At 56.5% G+C, this 18394-nt stretch carries 17 protein-coding genes; 4 read left to right on the forward strand and 13 right to left on the reverse strand.

The features are described 5' to 3' along the window. Positions 1-39: 39 nt before the first annotated feature. Both DD597_RS08490 and fabB read right to left on the reverse strand, forming a co-directional pair. Positions 40-1218 (reverse strand): MFS transporter, encoded by a 1179-nt coding sequence (locus tag DD597_RS08490; protein WP_045894489.1) that lies wholly within the window; start codon positions 1216-1218, stop codon positions 40-42. Positions 1219-1286: 68 nt separating this feature from the next. After that, complete coding sequence (fabB, locus tag DD597_RS08495; protein ID WP_003861395.1) at positions 1287-2504, reverse strand: beta-ketoacyl-ACP synthase I; 1218 nt, start codon at positions 2502-2504, stop codon at positions 1287-1289. Between the two features lie 158 nt (positions 2505-2662). Between fabB and mnmC the strand changes: the two genes are divergently transcribed. After that, complete coding sequence (gene mnmC, locus DD597_RS08500) at positions 2663-4660, forward strand: bifunctional tRNA (5-methylaminomethyl-2-thiouridine)(34)-methyltransferase MnmD/FAD-dependent 5-carboxymethylaminomethyl-2-thiouridine(34) oxidoreductase MnmC (protein WP_129256087.1); 1998 nt, start codon at positions 2663-2665, stop codon at positions 4658-4660. Positions 4661-4718: 58 nt separating this feature from the next. Here the strand turns inward: mnmC and DD597_RS08505 are convergent, their stop codons facing one another. Genes DD597_RS08505 through prmB form a run of 6 tightly spaced genes read right to left on the reverse strand, consistent with a single transcriptional unit; the run spans position 4719 to position 9270 of the window. After that, positions 4719-4997: a YfcL family protein gene (locus DD597_RS08505; protein WP_003861391.1), complete on the reverse strand. Its 279-nt coding sequence runs from the start codon at positions 4995-4997 to the stop codon at positions 4719-4721. 13 nt (positions 4998-5010) lie between these two features. After that, the gene (locus DD597_RS08510; protein WP_023314593.1) at positions 5011-5556 is read right to left on the reverse strand and encodes an elongation factor P hydroxylase; all 546 of its coding nucleotides are present in this window, start codon (positions 5554-5556) and stop codon (positions 5011-5013) included. Next, the gene (locus DD597_RS08515) at positions 5556-6365 is read right to left on the reverse strand and encodes a sulfite exporter TauE/SafE family protein (protein ID WP_003861386.1); all 810 of its coding nucleotides are present in this window, start codon (positions 6363-6365) and stop codon (positions 5556-5558) included. Before DD597_RS08515 ends, DD597_RS08510 begins: the two co-directional genes overlap by 1 nt. After that, positions 6365-7189 carry a penicillin-insensitive murein endopeptidase gene (gene mepA / locus DD597_RS08520; protein ID WP_003861385.1) on the reverse strand — a complete coding sequence of 275 codons (825 nt, stop codon included), beginning with the start codon at positions 7187-7189 and terminating at the stop codon, positions 6365-6367. Before mepA ends, DD597_RS08515 begins: the two co-directional genes overlap by 1 nt. Before the next feature lie 2 nt (positions 7190-7191). Beyond that, complete coding sequence (gene aroC, locus DD597_RS08525; RefSeq protein WP_023314595.1) at positions 7192-8277, reverse strand: chorismate synthase; 1086 nt, start codon at positions 8275-8277, stop codon at positions 7192-7194. A 60-nt stretch (positions 8278-8337) separates the two neighbouring features. Next, positions 8338-9270, reverse strand: coding sequence for a 50S ribosomal protein L3 N(5)-glutamine methyltransferase (gene prmB / locus DD597_RS08530; protein WP_003861381.1), 933 nt, complete (start codon positions 9268-9270; stop codon positions 8338-8340). A 145-nt stretch (positions 9271-9415) separates the two neighbouring features. Between prmB and smrB the strand changes: the two genes are divergently transcribed. Next, positions 9416-9967, forward strand: a complete 552-nt coding sequence (gene smrB, locus DD597_RS08535) for an endonuclease SmrB (RefSeq protein ID WP_045343757.1) — start codon at positions 9416-9418, stop codon at positions 9965-9967. A gap of 46 nt (positions 9968-10013) precedes the next feature. Here smrB and sixA read toward each other — a convergent pair whose 3' ends face one another. The 4 genes from sixA to DD597_RS08555 all read right to left on the reverse strand — a co-directional run bounded on the left by sixA (position 10014) and on the right by DD597_RS08555 (position 14679). After that, a complete protein-coding gene (gene sixA, locus DD597_RS08540; RefSeq protein ID WP_003861375.1) occupies positions 10014-10499 on the reverse strand; it encodes a phosphohistidine phosphatase SixA in 486 nt (161 codons plus the stop codon). A gap of 209 nt (positions 10500-10708) precedes the next feature. Continuing rightward, positions 10709-12856, reverse strand: a complete 2148-nt coding sequence (gene fadJ, locus DD597_RS08545; RefSeq protein ID WP_048210149.1) for a fatty acid oxidation complex subunit alpha FadJ — start codon at positions 12854-12856, stop codon at positions 10709-10711. Beyond that, positions 12856-14166, reverse strand: a complete 1311-nt coding sequence (fadI, locus tag DD597_RS08550) for an acetyl-CoA C-acyltransferase FadI (protein WP_022651548.1) — start codon at positions 14164-14166, stop codon at positions 12856-12858. The genes fadJ and fadI overlap by 1 nt, the downstream gene beginning before the upstream one ends. Before the next feature lie 228 nt (positions 14167-14394). Continuing rightward, complete coding sequence (locus DD597_RS08555) at positions 14395-14679, reverse strand: YfcZ/YiiS family protein (RefSeq protein ID WP_003861368.1); 285 nt, start codon at positions 14677-14679, stop codon at positions 14395-14397. A gap of 372 nt (positions 14680-15051) precedes the next feature. Between DD597_RS08555 and fadL the strand changes: the two genes are divergently transcribed. Then, the gene (gene fadL, locus DD597_RS08560; RefSeq protein ID WP_129256088.1) at positions 15052-16335 is read left to right on the forward strand and encodes a long-chain fatty acid transporter FadL; all 1284 of its coding nucleotides are present in this window, start codon (positions 15052-15054) and stop codon (positions 16333-16335) included. A gap of 44 nt (positions 16336-16379) precedes the next feature. Here fadL and mlaA read toward each other — a convergent pair whose 3' ends face one another. Further along, positions 16380-17132 carry a phospholipid-binding lipoprotein MlaA gene (gene mlaA, locus DD597_RS08565; RefSeq protein ID WP_003861365.1) on the reverse strand — a complete coding sequence of 251 codons (753 nt, stop codon included), beginning with the start codon at positions 17130-17132 and terminating at the stop codon, positions 16380-16382. Positions 17133-17446: 314 nt separating this feature from the next. Here mlaA and DD597_RS08570 point away from each other — a divergent pair, with 314 nt between their 5' ends. After that, positions 17447-18376: a formate/nitrite transporter family protein gene (locus DD597_RS08570; protein ID WP_003861364.1), complete on the forward strand. Its 930-nt coding sequence runs from the start codon at positions 17447-17449 to the stop codon at positions 18374-18376. Positions 18377-18394 lie beyond the last annotated feature (18 nt).

An 18394-nucleotide genomic window follows, 5' to 3' on the forward strand; every position in this document is an offset into this window, starting at 1 on the left:
AGTAGGCCGGGTAAGGCGAAGCCGCCACCCGGCAACATACTACCGCTTGCGAAACGCCACCATCGTCACCACAATCCCCACCACCGCTGACACCGCACCGGCCAGGAAGACGGAAGGATAGCCAAACGACGTTGCAAGCAGCCCCGCCAGCGGCCCGGTGATGCCGTATGAGATATCCTGAAACGCCGCATAGCCGCCCAGCGCCGTGCCGCGCACCTGCGGAGCCACGCGCTTCACCACTTCAACGCCCAGCGCCGGGAAGATCAGCGAGCAGCCGCAGCCGGTTAACGCCGCACCCAGCAGCGCAACGGATGCGGACGGCGCCTGCCAGAGCAGTACCAGCCCCACGGTCTCAATGACAAGTGACGCCACGGCCACCTTCACGCCGCCAAAGCGATCCGGCATCCAGCCAAACAGCACGCGCATCAATACAAACGCGCCGCCAAAGGCCGTCAGCGTAAAGCCCGCCATCGCCCAGCCGCGGCTCATGAAATAGAGGGAGACAAAGGTACCAATAACCGCGAAGCCCACCCCCTGAAGCGCCAGCCCAAGCCCCGGCTGCCAGATTTGCCCCACCACGCTCCACAGCGAAGGACGCTCGCCTTTATGGGCGGGCACCTTACGCACCGAACCGTTAAACGCCCACGCCAGCAGCGGCAATACCATGGTGGTGCCTGCCAGCGCCGCAAAACCAAACTGGCTGTGGATCAGCAGCCCCAGCGGCGCGCCTGCCGCCAGCGCGCCGTAAATCGCCATCCCGTTCCAGGACATCACTTTTCCGGAACGCGCAGGTCCCACCAGCCCCATTCCCCAGGTCAGGGTGCCGGTCAGCAGCTGGCTTTCGCCAAAGCCGAGGATCAGGCGCCCTACCACCAGCAGCGCGAATTTATACGCTGCATCTATTGGCAACAGCGCCGCCAGCAGCCAGGCTCCCCCCGCCAGCCCGCAGGCAAACATGCCCTGCAACGCCGAGCGTTTTGCGCCGTGCTGATCCGCCAGGCGACCGGCGTAGCCCCGGGTTAATACTGTCGCTAAAAACTGAATGCCCACCGCAATGCCGACCATGGTGTTGCCATAGCCCAGCTCCTGGTGAACGAACAAGGGGATCACCGGCAGCGGCAGGCCAACGGTCATATAGGTCAGAAACACCGCAAAGGCGATGCGGAAAAGGGAAAGGTTCCCGGAAGGAGCGCTCTTCTCAGGGGTAACAGCCTTCATGCATAACTCCGTGTTCAGGCATAAAAAAAGGGAGCCGCGCGGCTCCCTTCTACTATACCTTCAAACGCTTACGCTTTCAGCTTACGCATCACCAGCGTGGCGTTAGTGCCGCCGAAACCGAAGCTGTTGGACATAACGGTCGTCAGCTCACGTTCGGTGGTTTCAGTCACGATGTTCAGGCCAGCCGCCTGCTCGTCCATCTCTTCGATGTTGATGCTTGGCGCGATAAAGCCGTTTTCCAGCATCAGCAGAGAGTAGATCGCTTCCTGCACGCCCGCCGCACCCAGAGAGTGACCGGTCATGGCTTTGGTTGCAGAGATAGCCGGGCTGTTGTCGCCGAACACTTCACGGATCGCACCCAGCTCTTTCACGTCGCCTACCGGCGTTGAGGTGCCGTGGGAGTTCAGGTAGTCGATTGGAGTATCAACACCGTGCATCGCCATCTTCATGCAGCGCACCGCGCCTTCACCGGATGGAGCAACCATGTCAGCGCCGTCAGACGTTGCGCCGTAGCCCACGATCTCAGCATAGATGTGCGCGCCACGCGCCAGCGCGTGTTCCAGCTCTTCAACCACAACCATACCGCCGCCGCCAGCGATAACAAAACCGTCGCGGTGTGCATCATAAGTACGGGACGCTTTGTCTGGCGTTTCGTTGTATTTGGTGGACAGTGCGCCCATCGCGTCGAACTCACAGGCCATTTCCCAGCCCAGCTCTTCGCCGCCGCCAGCAAATACGATGTCCTGTTTGCCCAGTTGGATCTGCTCAACCGCATTACCGATACAGTGTGCGGAGGTCGCACATGCGGAGCTGATGGAGTAGTTCACACCGTGGATTTTGAACGGCGTTGCCAGGCACGCGGAAACCGCTGAACCCATGGCTTTGGTCACAACATATGGACCGACCGCTTTCAGGCCGCGCGGGCTGCGCATGGCGTCAGCACCGAACACCTGAGCTTTAGAAGAACCGCCGGAACCTGCAATCAGGCCCACGCGTGGGTTGTTCTGGTAAACGTCTTCGCTCAGACCAGAATCCTTGATCGCTTCCTGCATGGAAAGATAGGCGTAGATAGAGGCATCGTTCATGAAACGAACCACTTTACGGTCAATTAAACCGGTGGTGTCCAGTTTAACGTTACCCCATACGTGGCTACGCATTCCAGAATCTTTAAACTCTTCAGAGAAAGTGATCCCGGAGCGTCCTTCACGCAGAGATGCCAGGACTTCCTGCTGGTTATTACCGATGCTGGAAACGATGCCCAGGCCAGTAATCACTGCACGTTTCATTCAATACCTCTGTAAGTCGCACTATAAAAAGTTTCGAGTCGCACAATAGCGTACACTTGTACGCCGAACAAGTCCGATCAGCCATTTTCTGTGGAAATTTGCACCGATGGGCTCACATCGCTAAGATCGTGCCACTGCCTGTCGGACGAGTAACTTACGTGAAACAAAACGCCATACAACCTGCCAACCTCGAATTCAACGCTGAGGGTACACCTGTTTCCCGAGATTTTGATGACGTCTACTTTTCTAATGATAACGGACTGGAAGAGACGCGCTATGTCTTCCTCGACGGAAATCATCTCAGCACCCGCTTCCCTGAGCATCCGCGCAGTCTGTTCGTCGTGGCGGAGAGCGGTTTCGGCACCGGGCTGAATTTTCTGACCCTCTGGCAGGCGTTCGATCAGTTTCGCGCTGCATACCCCGAGGCTACCTTACAAAGATTACATTTCATCAGTTTCGAAAAATTTCCGCTTACCGCGCACGATCTGCGGCTTGCCCATCAGCGCTGGCCGGAGCTTGCCCACTGGGCGGAACAGCTTCAGACCCAGTGGCCACCGGCTATCGGCGGCTGTCATCGTCTGATTCTGGATGACGGACGCGTCACCCTCGACCTGTGGCTGGGCGATATTAACGACCTGACCGATAAGCTTGATGACTCAATGAATCAGAAAGTGGACGCCTGGTTCCTGGACGGTTTTGCGCCCGCTAAAAACCCGGACATGTGGAGCCCGCACCTGTTCAGCGCCATGGCACGTCTGGCGCGCCCGGGCGCGACGCTTGCTACCTTCACCTCCGCGGGCTTTGTCCGTCGTGGGTTGCAGGAGGCGGGGTTTACCATGCGGAAAACCAAAGGCTTTGGCCGCAAACGCGACATGCTGGTCGGGGTGATGGAACAGGATCTGGCGATCCCGGTGCAGGCCCCCTGGTTTGCCCGCCGCGCCAGCACCTCGCGTGAGGTCGCTATTGTGGGCGGGGGTATTGCCAGCGCCCTGCTCTCGCTGGCGCTGCTGCACCGTGGCTGGCAGGTGACGCTCTACTGCGCTGACGAGGCGCCGGCGACGGGCGCATCAGGCAACCGTCAGGGCGCGCTTTATCCCTTATTAAGTTCACACGATCCGGCACTGTTCCAGTTCTTCCCGGCGGCGTTTACGTTTGCTCGCCGCCTTTACGATAGCCTGCCGGTTGCGTTCGACCACGACTGGTGCGGCGTGACGCAGCTCGGCTGGGATGAGAAGAGCCAGCAGAAAATCACACAAATGCTGTCGCTGGGGCTGCCGGAGGACATCGCCCATGCAGTGACGGCACAGCAGGTTGCTGAGACCGCTGGTGTCGACACCGGCTGCGGCGGAATTCAGTATCCACTCGGCGGCTGGCTATGTCCGGCTGAACTGACTTCTGCGGCGATAGCCCTCGGGCAGTCGCGTGGGTTGACAGTGCATTATGCCCATAAGGTTCAATCGCTAAGCCGCACTGCGCACTGGGAACTGCGTTTCGCTGACGGTAAAGAGGCCCAGCATGCCAGCGTTGTGCTGGCCAACGGACATCATATCAGCCAGTTTACCCAGACAGCATCATTGCCGGTTTATCCAGTCGGCGGCCAGGTGAGCCATATCCCGACCGCGCCCCAACTGAGCAAACTGCGTCAGGTGCTGTGTTACGACGGCTACCTGACGCCGCAAAATCCCTCCAACGGCCATCACTGCATCGGCGCCAGCTACCATCGCGGTGAAACAGATATGCATTACAGCGAAGCGGATCAGCAGCAAAACCGCCAGCGCCTGGTCGACAGTTTTCCGGATGCGTCGTGGGCGAAAGAGGTTGATGTCAGTGAGGGTCAGGCGCGCTGCGGCGTACGCTGCGCGACCCGCGATCACCTGCCGATGGCGGGAAACGTGCCGGACTATGACGCCACGCTTGAAGTCTATCAGGATCTTGCAGACAGCAAAGAAACGGCGGTAAGTGCGCCCGTTCACCCCGAGCTGTTTATGCTGGGTGGCTTAGGCTCGCGGGGATTGTGCTCCGCGCCGCTGCTGGCTGAAGCGTTAGCCGCGCAAATGAGCGACGAGCCGGTTCCGCTGGACAGGGTTACGCTCGCGGGGCTGAATCCAAACCGACTGTGGGTGCGGAAATTGCTGAAGGGGAAAATGGTCAAGTAGGGTGCGGTCTGGTGCCCTCACCCCGGCCCTCTCCCTGTGGGAGAGGGCGGTGATACACTTACTTCGCTTTCGCCTGCTGGAACAAATTATCCCACATGCCCAGCACTAAAGACTGGTCGCGCGGAGAGAGTTCCCCGGCCTGAATAGCGTTTTCCAGGCTGCGAGTGACTTCCGCGTGAACGGCGTCGGCAGAGTGATCGTCCCCGGCTTCCAGCGCGGCTACCGCCAGCGTCAGGTGACCACGCAGATAACCGCTGGCGAACAGCTCATCATCACTGGCGTGTTCCACCATGTCATCAATTAACGCCAGAATGCGTGATTCAAATTCTGCGATCATCTTCTTTCCTCTGTTAAAGATCTTCCGGCCACGGGAAGCGTTCCGCCGTGATCTCCGGCGTGTGGTAATAATTCTGTAAAGCCTCGATCAGGCGTGCCGGACGTGCCGGGATGCCTTTCTCAAGATATTCCATCACCTGCGCATGAACGCGGCGCTGGAAGACGATACGGTCTGGCTCGAAGTCGCCTTCGAGGTTGTCACAGCTCACGTTGAACGGGAAACCCGCCGCCACGCAGAACAGCCATTCCAGCGCCTGGGGTTTCACCTCCACATCTTCAAACTGCCCCTGGGTGGCGGCGTCGCGCCCGTCCGGGCAGTACCAGTAACCAAAGTCCACCAGCTCGCGACGCGCTTTCCCGGCGATACACCAGTGCGAAATTTCGTGCAAACCGCTGGCGTAAAAGCCGTGGGCAAAGATGATGCGGTTATACGGAACCTCGTCATCAGCTGGAAGATAGATCGGTTCGTCGTCGCCTTTAATCAGACGGGTATTAAAATCATCAGCAAAACAGCTATCGAAGATCTCAATCAGCTGTTCGTAGTTATGCGTACTGTTCATTAGTTCATCCCCAACCAGGTGAGGATCTCCTGTCCATGGCTGTCATAAAGAAGTTTGGCGCTCATCACCGCCGAGACGACAACAATCATCGGGCGGATCAGCTTTTGCCCTTTGCTTAATACCAGACGCGAGCCTGCGCGCGCGCCCAAAAACTGCCCTGCCATCATCACAAACCCGGTTGCCCAGATAACCTTGCCGCCAATGATAAACAGCAGCAGACCGCCGACGTTGGAGGTCGCGTTGAGGACTTTGGCGTGGGCGGTGGATTTGGCGAGGTTGAACCCGGCCAGCGTCACGAATGCCAGCGCGTAAAACGAGCCTGCCCCCGGGCCAAAGAAGCCATCGTAAAAACCGACGCAGCCACCGGCGATCAGCGCAAACGGCAGGCCGTGAAGGCGACGCTGTCGATCTTCTTCCCCGAGCTTTGGCATGAGTAAGAAATAGAGGCCGATACAGATAACCAGCAGCGGCAGGATCTGGCGCAGAATGTCGGACTGTACGTGCTGGACCAGCAGCGCGCCCGCCGTTGAGCCAATAAACGTCATCAGGATATTGAGCTTCTGATCGGCGAGATTCACCACTTTACGCCGAATGAAATAGAGCGACGAGGAGAGCGAACCGCCGCATGCCTGGAGTTTGTTGGTGGCAAGCGCCTGGGCAGGGCTCATGCCTGCCGCCAGCAACGCCGGAACGGTGAGCAACCCGCCGCCGCCCGCCAGGGCATCGATAAATCCGGCTAACATTGCAACAAAAAAGAGCACCGCCAGAAGCAGCGGTGACACCATGAACAGATCGACGAAATTATCCATTAAAGTACATGCTCATCCAGTAGCGCCTGGCAGGAAGGCGGCAACGGAGGCGGTGTCTTCTTCTCAGGCTTAGAGGTTCCAGGCTTGGCTGGTTCAAACCAGCTTTGCAGTTCGTAACCACAACCATCGCCAGGCGGTGGCAGCGGCTGATCTTCACATTCCAGGCTGTTCGCCGGGCAGCGCAGGCGAACATGCATATGGGCACGATGCTGGAACCACGGGCGCACTTTACGCAACCAGTCGCGATCCGTTCCCGCATCCAGGCAAAGCTGCTGCTTGATGGCCGGATTAACAAAGATCCGCGTGACGTCGTTATCCTCTGCCGCCAGCTTAATCATGCTGGAAATTTCCGGCGACCATCGTGAGGCGACGACCCGTTTACCGTCGGCCGAGACCAGATCCAGCGCCTGCGGTTTCAGCAGCTGCGCTGAGCTCCAGCGCGTTTTCGGCAATTGCAGGAAGATATCCACATCCAGTCCGGTCTGGTGGCTGGCGTGACCGCCGTTAAAGCGGCCACCGGCAGGCATCCCCATATCGCCAATCAGCATCGTGCCCAGCCCCAGATTATGCACCTGGTTGCCAAGACGCTGAATAAAAAGCACCAGGTCAGGATGGCCGAAATAACGGCGCTGGTCGGTGCGCATCACCTGATAGGTATCCGATTGCAGCGGAAGTTCCTGCGCGCCGACGATACACCCGTTGGAGAAAGCGCCAATGGACTGCGCGCTCCCCGCTACCGGGTGGGTGATTTTCTGCCACGGCGTAGCGGCCAGGCTTGCTCCACTGGCCAGCAGCGCCAGCAGAGCGATTGCGGTTTTTTTCATAGTTACCAGCGTGGAATGGTGGTCGTCACATCCGCATTCTGCGCGCGCTGGCGCAGGAAGTGATCCATCAGCACGATCGCCAGCATCGCTTCTGCGATCGGTACCGCGCGGATCCCCACGCACGGATCGTGACGCCCTTTGGTGATCATCTCAACTTCATCGCCAGCGCGGTTAATCGTGTGGCCCGGCACGGTAATGCTGGACGTTGGCTTCAGCGCGATATTGGCAATAATTTGCTGCCCGCTGCTGATGCCGCCCAGAATGCCGCCCGCATGGTTGCTCTGGAAACCCGCCTTCGTGATTTCGTCGCGGTTCTGGCTGCCGCGAAGCTTAACCACGTCAAAACCGTCGCCGATTTCAACGCCTTTCACCGCGTTGATGCTCATCAGCGCGTGGGCGATGTCGGCGTCAAGGCGGTCAAATACCGGCTCGCCCCAGCCAGCCGGCACGCCGTCGGCTACCACGGTGACTTTCGCACCAATGGAATCGCCCTCTTTTTTCAGGCCACGCATCAGCTCATCCAGCGCGTCCAGCTTGTCGGCATCGGCGCAGAAGAACGGGTTAAGTTCTACCTGCTCCCAGTCTTTGATGGCCAGCGGAATGTCGCCCATCTGGGTCAGACAGCCGCGGATAACGATGCCGAATTTCTGCTGGAGATATTTTTTGGCAATCGCCCCTGCCGCCACGCGCATCGCGGTTTCACGTGCGGAAGAACGTCCGCCGCCGCGATAGTCGCGAAAGCCATATTTTTGTTCGTAGGTGTAATCAGCGTGGCCCGGACGGAAGACGTCTTTAATCGCGCCGTAGTCCTGAGAACGCTGATCGGTGTTTTCAATCAGCAGACCAATGCTGGTCCCGGTGGTACGGCCTTCAAATACGCCGGAGAGAATTTTGACCTGGTCCGGCTCGCGACGCTGCGTGGTGTAGCGAGAGGTACCCGGACGCCGGCGGTCAAGGTCATGCTGTAAATCGGCTTCGGTCAGTTCGATGCCTGGCGGGACGCCATCAACGATACAACCCAGTGCCAGACCGTGCGACTCGCCAAAGGTGGTCACACGGAATACCTGTCCAATACTGTTTCCTGCCATCACGGCTCCGATGTTGTTGTTTGTGTTTGAGCGTTGTGAAACGGGCCGAAGCCCGCTGGATTAATCTTTGTAAATACTGAAGTATTCGCGTGCATCAAGCAGCTGCGCCTTGGTCAGCATAAAGACGCCGTCACCGCCGTTGTCGAACTCAAGCCAGGTGAACGGCACATCCGGGTACTGCTCTATCAGATGTACCATGCTGTTGCCCACTTCACAAATCAGAACGCCGTCGTCGGTCAGATAATCCGGCGCGCAGGCCAGGATGCGGCGGGTCAGCTTCAGCCCGTCAGAGCCGGACGCCAGACCCAGCTCCGGCTCGTGACGGTACTCGTTCGGCAGGTCGGACATGTCTTCTGCATCCACGTACGGCGGATTGGTGACGATCAGGTCGTATTGCAGCGTCGGCAGGTCGCGGAACAGGTCAGAGCGGATAGGCGTGACGTGATGAATCAGCCCGTGCTCTTCAATGTTGTGTTCGGTGACGGCCAGCGCGTCGGTGGAGATATCGACGGCGTCCACTTCCGCTTCCGGGAAGGCGTACGCGCAGGCAATGGCGATGCAGCCGCTGCCGGTGCACATATCAAGAATGTGCTGCGGCTGATGGTTAATCAGGCCGTCAAAGTGGTTGTTGATCAGCTCGCCAATCGGCGAGCGCGGCACCAGCACGCGTTCATCAACATAGAACTCATGGCCGCAGAACCAGGCTTTGTTGGTCAGGTAAGCCACCGGAATGCGCTCGTTCACGCGACGGATCACGCGCTCAACGATGCGGTGTTTTTCGCTGGAGGTCAGGCGCGCGGTGCGCATGTCTTCCGGAATATCCAGCGGCAGATAGAGAGACGGCAGCACCAGCTGAACGGCCTCATCCCACGGGTTATCCGTACCGTGGCCGTACCAGATATTGGCGGCGCTGAAGCGGCTAACCGACCAGCGCAACATGTCCTGTATGGTATGCAGCTCGTTTACTGCTTCATCGACAAAAATTTTATCCACTCTTTCCTCCAGGGCATGCTCGCATAATTTTCGGCGGCTAGTTTGCCATGAAGACGGCGATAAATCAGCAATGACGCGTGTCGCTTGAGGTTAAAAAATGCGTTTAGTCGGGTACACTATCGGAAATACGAGATGAGAATGACGAATGAAAAAGAAAACATCGCTCAGCGAGGAGGATCAGGCTCTCTTCCGCCAGCTGATGACCGGGACGCGTCAAATCACGCACGACACCATTGTCCATCGCCCGCAGCGTAAAAAAATCAGCGAGGTTCCGGTCAAACGTCTGCTCCAGGAGCAGGCCGATAACAGCCACTATTTTTCAGATGAGTTTCAGCCGCTGCTCAATACTCAGGGTGCGGTGAAATACGTGCGCGAAGACGTCAGCCATTTTGAACTGAAAAAATTACGCCGGGGAGATTACTCGCCGGAGCTGTTCCTCGATCTGCATGGGTTGACCCAGATGCAGGCGAAACAGGAGCTGGGGGCGTTGATCGCGGCATGTCGTCGCGAGCATGTTTTTTGCGCCTGCGTAATGCACGGCCACGGCAAACATATTCTTAAGCAACAGACACCGCTGTGGCTGGCTCAGCACCCGCACGTGATGGCGTTTCATCAGGCACCCAAAGAGTACGGCGGAGATGCCGCATTGCTGGTATTGATTGAAGTGGAGGAGTGGCAGCCGCCAGAGTTGCCCTGACAGGATGGCGGGAGGCACGCTGCACCCCGCCATATCGCACGTCACGTCAGATGGCTTTTGCCATCTTCAGGTTGCACGGACTCATTTGCCAGTTAAAGACCCCTTTGCCGGTTTCGTCGAGGGTGACGTTGGCAATGGCGGACGTAGTGAACATCGGTGGCGTTTCGCCCGGGCACAGCTCAGATACCAGATAGCCGACCAGCGGCAGGTGGGAAATGACCAGTGCGGAAGCGACACCTTCATTGCACAGCGCCTGAAGATAAGCACTGACAAGGCCAACATCGCCACACGGCGTAAGTTCAGGGAGCACATCCACACTGGATGGCAGGTTCATACACTCCCCTACCACATCCAGCGTCTGTTCTGCCCGCAGGAACGGACTCACCAGAACGCGTTCAATGTCCACTTTTTGACCTTTAAGCCATGTCGCCATCTGACGGGATTCGTCGCAGCCACAGACGGTTAAAGGACGTACTGAGTCACTGGCGGCATCGAGTGCCGCGTCGCCGTGACGCATGATAAAAACTTGCATATTGCACCGCTTTTGTTAACCAGAATCACCGGCGTTGACTACCCGCGATTAATGCTCTGAGGTAGAAAACCCGATGGCCGGGCATTGTGCCTGATCCATTCGGTGAATGAAACGCTGTTTTTTACCTCAATGGCGTAAGTATAGTCAATCTCTGTTTACAATTTCGCCAGAACAGGTTCCATCACCTCAGGATTTACCCTTCTTTGACTTCAGTTTACGCAATCAGTTTCCCTTACGGGCCAGAATGTCTGACCCCGTTCCGCCATCTGCAATAATTCGTCACAAGGTGTAAACCGTGGACCATATTGCGAGGCCAGACGTTGCAGAATCGCAACCACTTCACCCGCCCCGAGGGTATCCATATACCGGAACGGACCGCCAAGGAATGGCGGAAAACCGATACCAAACACGGCGCCGATGTCGCCGTCGCGTGCGCTCTTGATCACCTGCTCACCAAAGCAGCGCGCCGCTTCATTGAGCATCATCATTACGCAGCGCTCAGCACACTGAACCGCCGACAATTTTGCCTGACCCGTGACAGGAATAAGCGCATAAACCGAAGGGTCGACCTGTTTCTTGCTTTTACGCCCTTTCGCGGCGTAAAGATAGAAACCGCGTTCATTTTTTCTGCCTTTGCGATCGTCCTTCAAAATTGCAGAAACAAAGTTTGCAGGCGGCGCAAAACGATCGCCATAAGCCGCTTCCAGCACAGGGATAATTTTAGTCCCCGTATCAATTCCTACCTCATCCAAAAGTTGGATTGGGCCGACGGGGAAACCAAACTTCACCAGAGCGTCATCGACGTGCTCAATTTTCTCCCCTTCCGTCAGCAACCGCATCGCTTCGTTAATGTACGGCGCCAGAATGCGGTTGACGTAGAAGCCGGCTTTGTCCGCGACCACAATCGGGGTTTTGCCCTGTTTTTTCGCCAGCTTCACCACGGTGGCAATAGTTTGCGGGCTGGTTGTGGCATGCGGGATAACCTCCACCAGCGGCATTTTTTCGACAGGGCTGAAATAGTGCAGCCCTATTACCTTCTCCGGGCGCACGGCTTTCGCCGCGATGTCGCCGATCGGCAAAGACGAGGTGTTTGACGCGAAAATGGTGTGCGGCGCGCAGTGCTGTTCAACGTCCGCCACCATCTGCTGCTTAAGGGCCAGATCTTCGAACACGGCTTCAATCACCAGATCGCGGTGTGCAAACCCACTGTAGTCGGTGGCGCCAGTGATCATCGCGAGGGTTTTATCGCGCTCACTGGCCTTGATATGGCGGCGTTTCACTTTGCGATCAAGGTTCTGCCAGCTGTACTGCAACGCATGGTTGATACCCTTAGGGTTGATATCTTTGATACGTACGGGCAATTTGCCTTTGCTGGCGGTGACAAATGCGATGCCGCCGCCCATCAGCCCACCACCCAGAACGCCAACGGCGCGCAGCAGAGCCGGTTCAGCTTCACTGCCCGGATCTTTTTTAACCTCCGTGCTGGCAAAGAAAATGCCGCGCAGCGCCTGCGACTGCGGCGTCATCGCCAGCTCGCCAAAGGCTTTCGCTTCCGCAGCATAACCGCTGCTGCTGCCCTGCGATAAACCGGTTTCAATCACCTTCAGAATGCGCGTCGCTGCCGGATAATTCCCTTTGGTTTTTTGCTCGGTTTTTTTACCCACCATATTGAACAGCAGCGTGCGCCCCAGCGGCCCGGCGAGGATACGCTCGCGCACCGGCAGAGGGCGTTTCGCCTGACGACCTTTCAGCGCCCGCTCAACGGCGGCCTCAAGCAAGATGGCGTGCGGAACGACCTCATCAACCAGACCCGCCTTTAATGCCTGACGGGCGCGCAGCTGTTTACCGGTTAAAATCATCTCCAGCGCCGTACTGACGCCCACCAGACGCGGCAGGCGCTGCGTGCCACCTGAACCGGGCAGCAATCCAAGCTGTACCTCCGGCAGTCCGAGTACCGTTTTCGCATCGTCGGTACAAATGCGGCTGTGACAGGCCAGCGCCAGCTCAAGCCCACCGCCCAGGCAGGCCCCGTGGATCGCAGCGACAACGGGTATCGACAGCGCATGGATCTCCGCCATTACCTGCTGCCCTTGACGCGCCAGGTCTTCTGCTTCCTGAGCGCTTTTCGCCCGGGCAATCATGTTGATATCGGCCCCGGCAATAAAGTTATCCGGCTTTGCCGAGATAAATACCAGGCCACGTATCGCTTTGTTTTCGCGGATCTGTCTGAGCATCGCACGCACCTGAACGCCGAACTCGGCCTTCAGGGTGTTCATTTTTTCGTCGGGTACATCAATGGTGATAACAGCCACGTTATCAAGGCGAACAGCCAGGTTAAATGCAGATGTCGTTTCCATTATTCAGCCTCCAGAACCATTGCTGCACCCAGGCCGCCCGCCGCACAGGCGGTAACGAGACCAAAACCGCCGCCGCGGCGACGCAGCTCGTGCAAAGTCTGGGTTATCATTCTCGCGCCGGTCGCCGCAAATGGATGGCCGTAGGCGATGGATCCGCCAAGCACGTTAAACTTACTCTGATCCACTTCGCCGGTCGCGTGGGCGCGGCCCAGCACGTCGCGGGCAAAACGTTCGCTCGCCAAAAGCTGCACGTTTGCCAGCGTTTGTGCGGCAAAGGCTTCGTGCATATCAATTAACGTGAGATCGGAGAGCGTTAGCCCCGCGCGCTCCAGCGCCAGCGGCGTGGACCAGGCCGGACCGAGCAGCATGTCCTGCCAGACATCAATGGCGGTAAAGGCGTAGCTACGCAAATAGCCCAGCGGTGTGATGCCAAGCTCTTTCGCCCGGGATTCCGTCATCAGGATCACGGCGGCGGCACCGTCCGTCAGTGGCGTACTGTTGGCCGCCGTAACGGTGCCATGTTTACGATCAAACGCCGGGCGCAGTTTTGCGTAATCCTCCAGCGTCGAGGTGCCACGGATATTGTTATCTTCCACCAGCGGTTCGCGGAAAGGCGGGATATAAGCAGTCATCACCTCGTCGGCAAGTTTGCCTTCCGACCAGGCCTTCGCAGCGAGCTGATGCGAGCGATGCGCCAGTGCATCCTGCTGTTCGCGGGTAATACCGTAGGTTTTTGCCATCTGCTCGGCTGTATCGCCCATGCGCAGGCCGGTGGAGTATTCAGCAACGGCAGGTGGCACGGGCATGAGGTCGCGCAGGCGTAAACGCGAGAAGAGTTTAAGCTTTGCACCGGTAGTGCGAGCTTTGTTAGCATCCACGAGGATGCGGGCCAGCTGTTTGCTGACGCCGATGGGCAGCACGGAGGAGGAATCCGCGCCGCCGGCGATCCCCGCGCGAATGGTCCCCGCCATCAGGCTTTCCGCCACGTTCGCCACCGCCTGGAAACTTGTGGCGCAGGCGCGGCTGACGCTGTAGGCGTCGGTATGAACATTCATGCCGGTACCCAGCACGATTTCACGCGCGATATTGGGTGCTTCCGGCATCTGCACCACCTGGCCGAAAACCAGTTGCTCAATAACCTCTGGCGGGATCTCGCTGCGAGCCAGCATCTCCCCCACCACCATTTTTCCCAGATCGACAGCCGGTATACCGTGAAACGCGGTTGCCTGACGCGCAAACGGCGTACGTAACCCGCTGATAATGGCAATGCGGTCACCGTGTCGGGTGATAAGCGGTAATGCCTGACTCATAACACTCCCCTGTAAAAAAATTTTGCGCGCACATTAAGTGGTCTGACCTGATAATAGTCTTAACTATTTTTTTACATTGAGCCAATCGGGGAAGCGAAAAATTGCGAGCTAAGGCACAGAGAAGAAAAAGAAAATGCCCCTGCATAGCAGAGGCATTTGTGAGATTTGTTGCCGGGTTGCGGCGTTGCCTTACCCGGCCTACACGATCATAGGCCTGTGCAAAAAGTATTAACGCAGGCCTAACTGGAAGATCAGCGTTTCTGCTTCGCAGGCGAACACAAAGTCGATATCCAGCTGCACGCCGCCTTCTACTTCCGTGAAGGTGGATTTGATTTCACACGGATCGGATTCGACTTCACGCGCGCGCTGGCTCAGCGCGGCCAGCGTTTCTTCCGCTTCAGCACGGTTAGGGAATACGCGGCTGTAAGAGGCGGTGCAATCGGTGTTGTCCATAATGGTGCCAACATCCATACAGCAGCAAACCGGGGTTTCATCAGCACTGCATTTACTCATAGCTCAATTTCCTCTGTATTCGCGCAGGGCGCGAGATAAACACGATGCGTCTATTTTACGCCCCCGGACGAGCCCCCTCCAGCCGTTAATGGCGCAAAATCGGATAAGTGAGCAATATCACACTAAAAAATGATCTAAAACAAAATTCCCCTTTTCAGAGGAATCGCACTGGTCACAATTTTGCCAACCAGATCTCGTTTCAAGAAACATATCTGAAAATATTAATAAACAAACTTGCAACATCCCAGCTGGTCAGACCTATACTCTCGCCACTGGTCTGATTTGTAAGTCATACCTCAGACCCTACACTTCGCGCTCCTGTTACGGTATGTAACAATTATTGAATAAAAATAACTCAATGAGGTTATGGTCATGAGCCAGAAAACCCTGTTCAAACAAACTGCTTTAGCAGTTGCAGTGGCAATCGTCTCAACGTCCGCCTGGTCAGCGGGCTTCCAGTTAAACGAATTTTCTTCCTCTGGCCTTGGCCGTGCGTATTCCGGGGAAGGTGCGATTGCCGATGACGCAGGCAACGCGAGCCGTAACCCGGCGCTGATCATGATGTTTGATCGCCCTACCTTCTCTGCCGGTGCGGTTTACATCGATCCTGATGTCAATATTTCTGGCAAATCTCAGTTCACCGGCGCAGATCTGAAGGCGGATAACATTGCGCCGACCGCGTGGGTGCCTAACCTGCACTTTGTTGCGCCAATCAATGAACAGTTTGGTTGGGGTGCCTCTGTCACCTCTAACTATGGCCTGGCAACGGAGTTCAATAACAACTATCCGGCCGGGGAATACGGCGGTAAAACCGACCTGACGACCCTGAACCTTAACCTGAGCGGCGCATATCGTCTGAACGATAACTGGAGCTTTGGTCTGGGCTTTGATGCTGTCTACGCTGATGCAAAAATCGAGCGTTATTCCGGGGAGCAAACTGCTGCGCTGCCGAAAAACAGCAATAAAATTGCCAGCCTGAAAGGCGATGAATGGGGCTACGGCTGGAACGCCGGTATCCTGTATGAACTGGATAAAAACAACCGCTGGGGTCTGACCTACCGCTCAGAAGTGAAGATTGACTTCGATGGCGATTACAAAAGCGGCATCCTGAGCCCAGTCAACGGTATGGTCCCAGGCGCGGGCACCACCATTCCATGGGGTACCTCGAATCAAACCGTACCGGGTTCACTGTCGCTGCATCTGCCAGAAATGTGGGAAGTGTCAGGTTATAACCGCGTTGCGCCGCAGTGGGCCATTCACTACAGTCTCGCGTATACCAGCTGGAGCCAGTTCCAGGAGCTGAAAGCCACCGGCAGCAACGGCCAGACGCTGTTCTATAAAGACGAAAGCTTCCACGATGCTTACCGTATCGCGCTTGGTACGACCTATTATATGGATGACAACTGGACGTTCCGTACCGGCGTGGCATTTGATGACAGCCCGGTACCGGCAGATAAGCGTTCTATCTCCATTCCGGATCAGGACCGTTTCTGGGTGAGTGCGGGGTCAACCTACGCGTTCAACGAGAATGCCTCTATCGACGCGGGCGTGTCGTACATGCATGGACAGAAAGTGACCTTCCAGGAAGGCCCTTACGAGTTTACCTCTGAAGGTAAAGCCTGGCTGTTTGGTACCAACTTCAACTACGCGTTCTAATCCCAACACGATTAAAAAAGGTGAGCATTGCTCACCTTTTTTATTTATTCCGAATCGATATCTTTTAATTCGTTCTCGATGGCTTTCGCGTTCGGATTATCTTCCGGCTTCAGCTTACCGCCGTTGGCAATAAAGTCATGGTTCTGGAAGTAGGCCTCGCGGACCATGATGTACGGATCGGAAGACTGACGCAGCAGACCGTCAGAGTCCAGCAGTTGCGCACGTGTTTCAATTCCTTCCACGGTCCATTTACCAATCGACAGCGGCCAGGTGAGCCATGACAGCACCGGATACAACGTATCCACCATGTCGCCGCCATCATCACGCACGGTAAAGCTGCCGTAGAATGGCAGGTGCACATACGGCCCATAACCTACGCCATAATGCCCCAGCGTGCTGCCGAAACGGTGCGGCTGTTCACGCTGTAATTTCGGGTTCGCCATGCCCGCGACATCAATTAAGCCGCCCATACCCAGCAGGGAGTTCAGGAAGAAGCGGGTGAAATGCACCATCCCCTGATACGGGTCGCCCTGGAGGAAGTAGTTGACCATAACCGCTGGCTCTTCCAGGTTACTGGTAAAGTTGCTCAGCCCGTTACGCGCCGGCTGCGGAACGTAGTCACGCCATGCCACGGCAACCGGACGAACCAGATACGGATCCAGCACATTATAGTTAAAGCTGTACATTGAACGGTTAAATCCTTCGAGAGGATCGGAGCGTCCCGTTTGCTCGCCAGAGCTGGCGCAGCCCACAAGCATTGTTACGCCCAGCGCAAGCGCCGACAGCCGAAGCTTCATAAATTTCTCCCTGTTCAATATGGCTATCGTTGAATGCCATCTGTGACGGAGCCGGTGATGCTCCGCCTGAAACGTGCAAGTGATTGTAACAGCACGCTTACCGATGTCTACGAGGACAATGACGACCCGCTCGCGTCATCACGCTAATTTCAGCATAGCCTGTCTTTCAGAATTCGTTTCGCTGGCAATTTTATATTGGCTTTGAAAGAGATGTCTCACCTTTATTGCCATTTACAGCAATTTAAGAGCATCCCCACGGGCAAGGCGCTAAAAGCCGCTACGCTTAAATGAGCAATTACCCCGAAGGAGCTGTTATGAAAGACATTAACGAAGAAAAAATTGGCGAGAACAATGAAGAACTTGAGATTGAAAGTGAAGAGAAAGACCGGGGAGAAGAGATAGAAGTCGATGAAGATCGCCTGCCGTCACGCGCCATGGCTATTCATGAGCATATTCGCCAGGACGGGGAAAAAGAGATGGAGCGCGACGCGATGGCCCTGCTGTGGTCAGCCATTGCAGCCGGTCTGTCAATGGGCGCCTCTTTGCTCGCCAAAGGGATATTTCACGTTCAGCTGGAAGGCGTACCGGGCGGGTTTTTGCTGGAAAATTTAGGCTACACGTTCGGCTTTATTATCGTCATTATGGCGCGACAGCAGCTTTTTACGGAGAATACCGTCACTGCCGTACTGCCCGTCATGCAAAATCCGACCCTCGGTAATTTCGGTTTACTGATGCGCCTGTGGAGCGTCGTGCTGCTGGGGAACCTCATCGGTACGGGTATAGCCGCCTGGGCGTTCGAGTATATGCCAATATTTGATGAACCGACCCGCGACGCATTTGTGAAAATTGGCATGGATGTGATGAAAAACACGCCGGTTGAAATGTTCTCTAATGCCATAATTTCCGGCTGGATCATCGCCACTATGGTGTGGATGTTCCCCTCAGCGGGCAGCGCGAAAATCGTGGTGATTATCCTGATGACCTGGCTTATCGCACTCGCCGATACCACGCACATTGTTGTCGGAACCGTTGAAATCCTTTATCTGGTATTTAACGGCACACTCCACTGGAGCGACTTTTTCTGGCCGTTCGCCCTGCCAACCCTCGCAGGCAACATTTGTGGCGGGACCTTTATCTTTGCGCTGTTGAGCCATGCGCAAATCCGTAACGACATGTCCAACAAGCGTAAGGCCGAGCTTAAGGCTCAGGAAAAAAAGGATAAAACTGCCGAAAAATCGGCGTGAACGGTGACTCTTTGACCA

It is taken from the genome of Enterobacter cloacae complex sp. 677-3DZ2D5B, from assembly GCF_004136695.1.
Taxonomy (GTDB): Bacteria; Pseudomonadota; Gammaproteobacteria; order Enterobacterales; family Enterobacteriaceae; genus Enterobacter; species Enterobacter hormaechei_C.

Bases quoted from the DNA above. Each gene is read 5' to 3' on its own strand.
- mlaA (WP_003861365.1), bottom strand. From the start codon at position 17,132: ATGAAGCTTCGGCTGTCGGCGCTTGCGCTGGGCGTAACAATGCTTGTG.
- DD597_RS08570 (WP_003861364.1), top strand. From the start codon at position 17,447: ATGAAAGACATTAACGAAGAAAAAATTGGCGAGAACAATGAAGAACTT.
- DD597_RS08490 (WP_045894489.1), bottom strand. From the start codon at position 1,218: ATGAAGGCTGTTACCCCTGAGAAGAGCGCTCCTTCCGGGAACCTTTCC.
- sixA (WP_003861375.1), bottom strand. From the start codon at position 10,499: ATGCAAGTTTTTATCATGCGTCACGGCGACGCGGCACTCGATGCCGCC.
- DD597_RS08510 (WP_023314593.1), bottom strand. From the start codon at position 5,556: ATGAACAGTACGCATAACTACGAACAGCTGATTGAGATCTTCGATAGC.
- DD597_RS08505 (WP_003861391.1), bottom strand. From the start codon at position 4,997: ATGATCGCAGAATTTGAATCACGCATTCTGGCGTTAATTGATGACATG.
- DD597_RS08555 (WP_003861368.1), bottom strand. From the start codon at position 14,679: ATGAGTAAATGCAGTGCTGATGAAACCCCGGTTTGCTGCTGTATGGAT.
- DD597_RS08515 (WP_003861386.1), bottom strand. From the start codon at position 6,365: ATGGATAATTTCGTCGATCTGTTCATGGTGTCACCGCTGCTTCTGGCG.
- mepA (WP_003861385.1), bottom strand. From the start codon at position 7,189: ATGAAAAAAACCGCAATCGCTCTGCTGGCGCTGCTGGCCAGTGGAGCA.
- aroC (WP_023314595.1), bottom strand. From the start codon at position 8,277: ATGGCAGGAAACAGTATTGGACAGGTATTCCGTGTGACCACCTTTGGC.
- fadI (WP_022651548.1), bottom strand. From the start codon at position 14,166: ATGAGTCAGGCATTACCGCTTATCACCCGACACGGTGACCGCATTGCC.
- fabB (WP_003861395.1), bottom strand. From the start codon at position 2,504: ATGAAACGTGCAGTGATTACTGGCCTGGGCATCGTTTCCAGCATCGGT.
- smrB (WP_045343757.1), top strand. From the start codon at position 9,416: ATGAAAAAGAAAACATCGCTCAGCGAGGAGGATCAGGCTCTCTTCCGC.
- fadL (WP_129256088.1), top strand. From the start codon at position 15,052: ATGAGCCAGAAAACCCTGTTCAAACAAACTGCTTTAGCAGTTGCAGTG.
- fadJ (WP_048210149.1), bottom strand. From the start codon at position 12,856: ATGGAAACGACATCTGCATTTAACCTGGCTGTTCGCCTTGATAACGTG.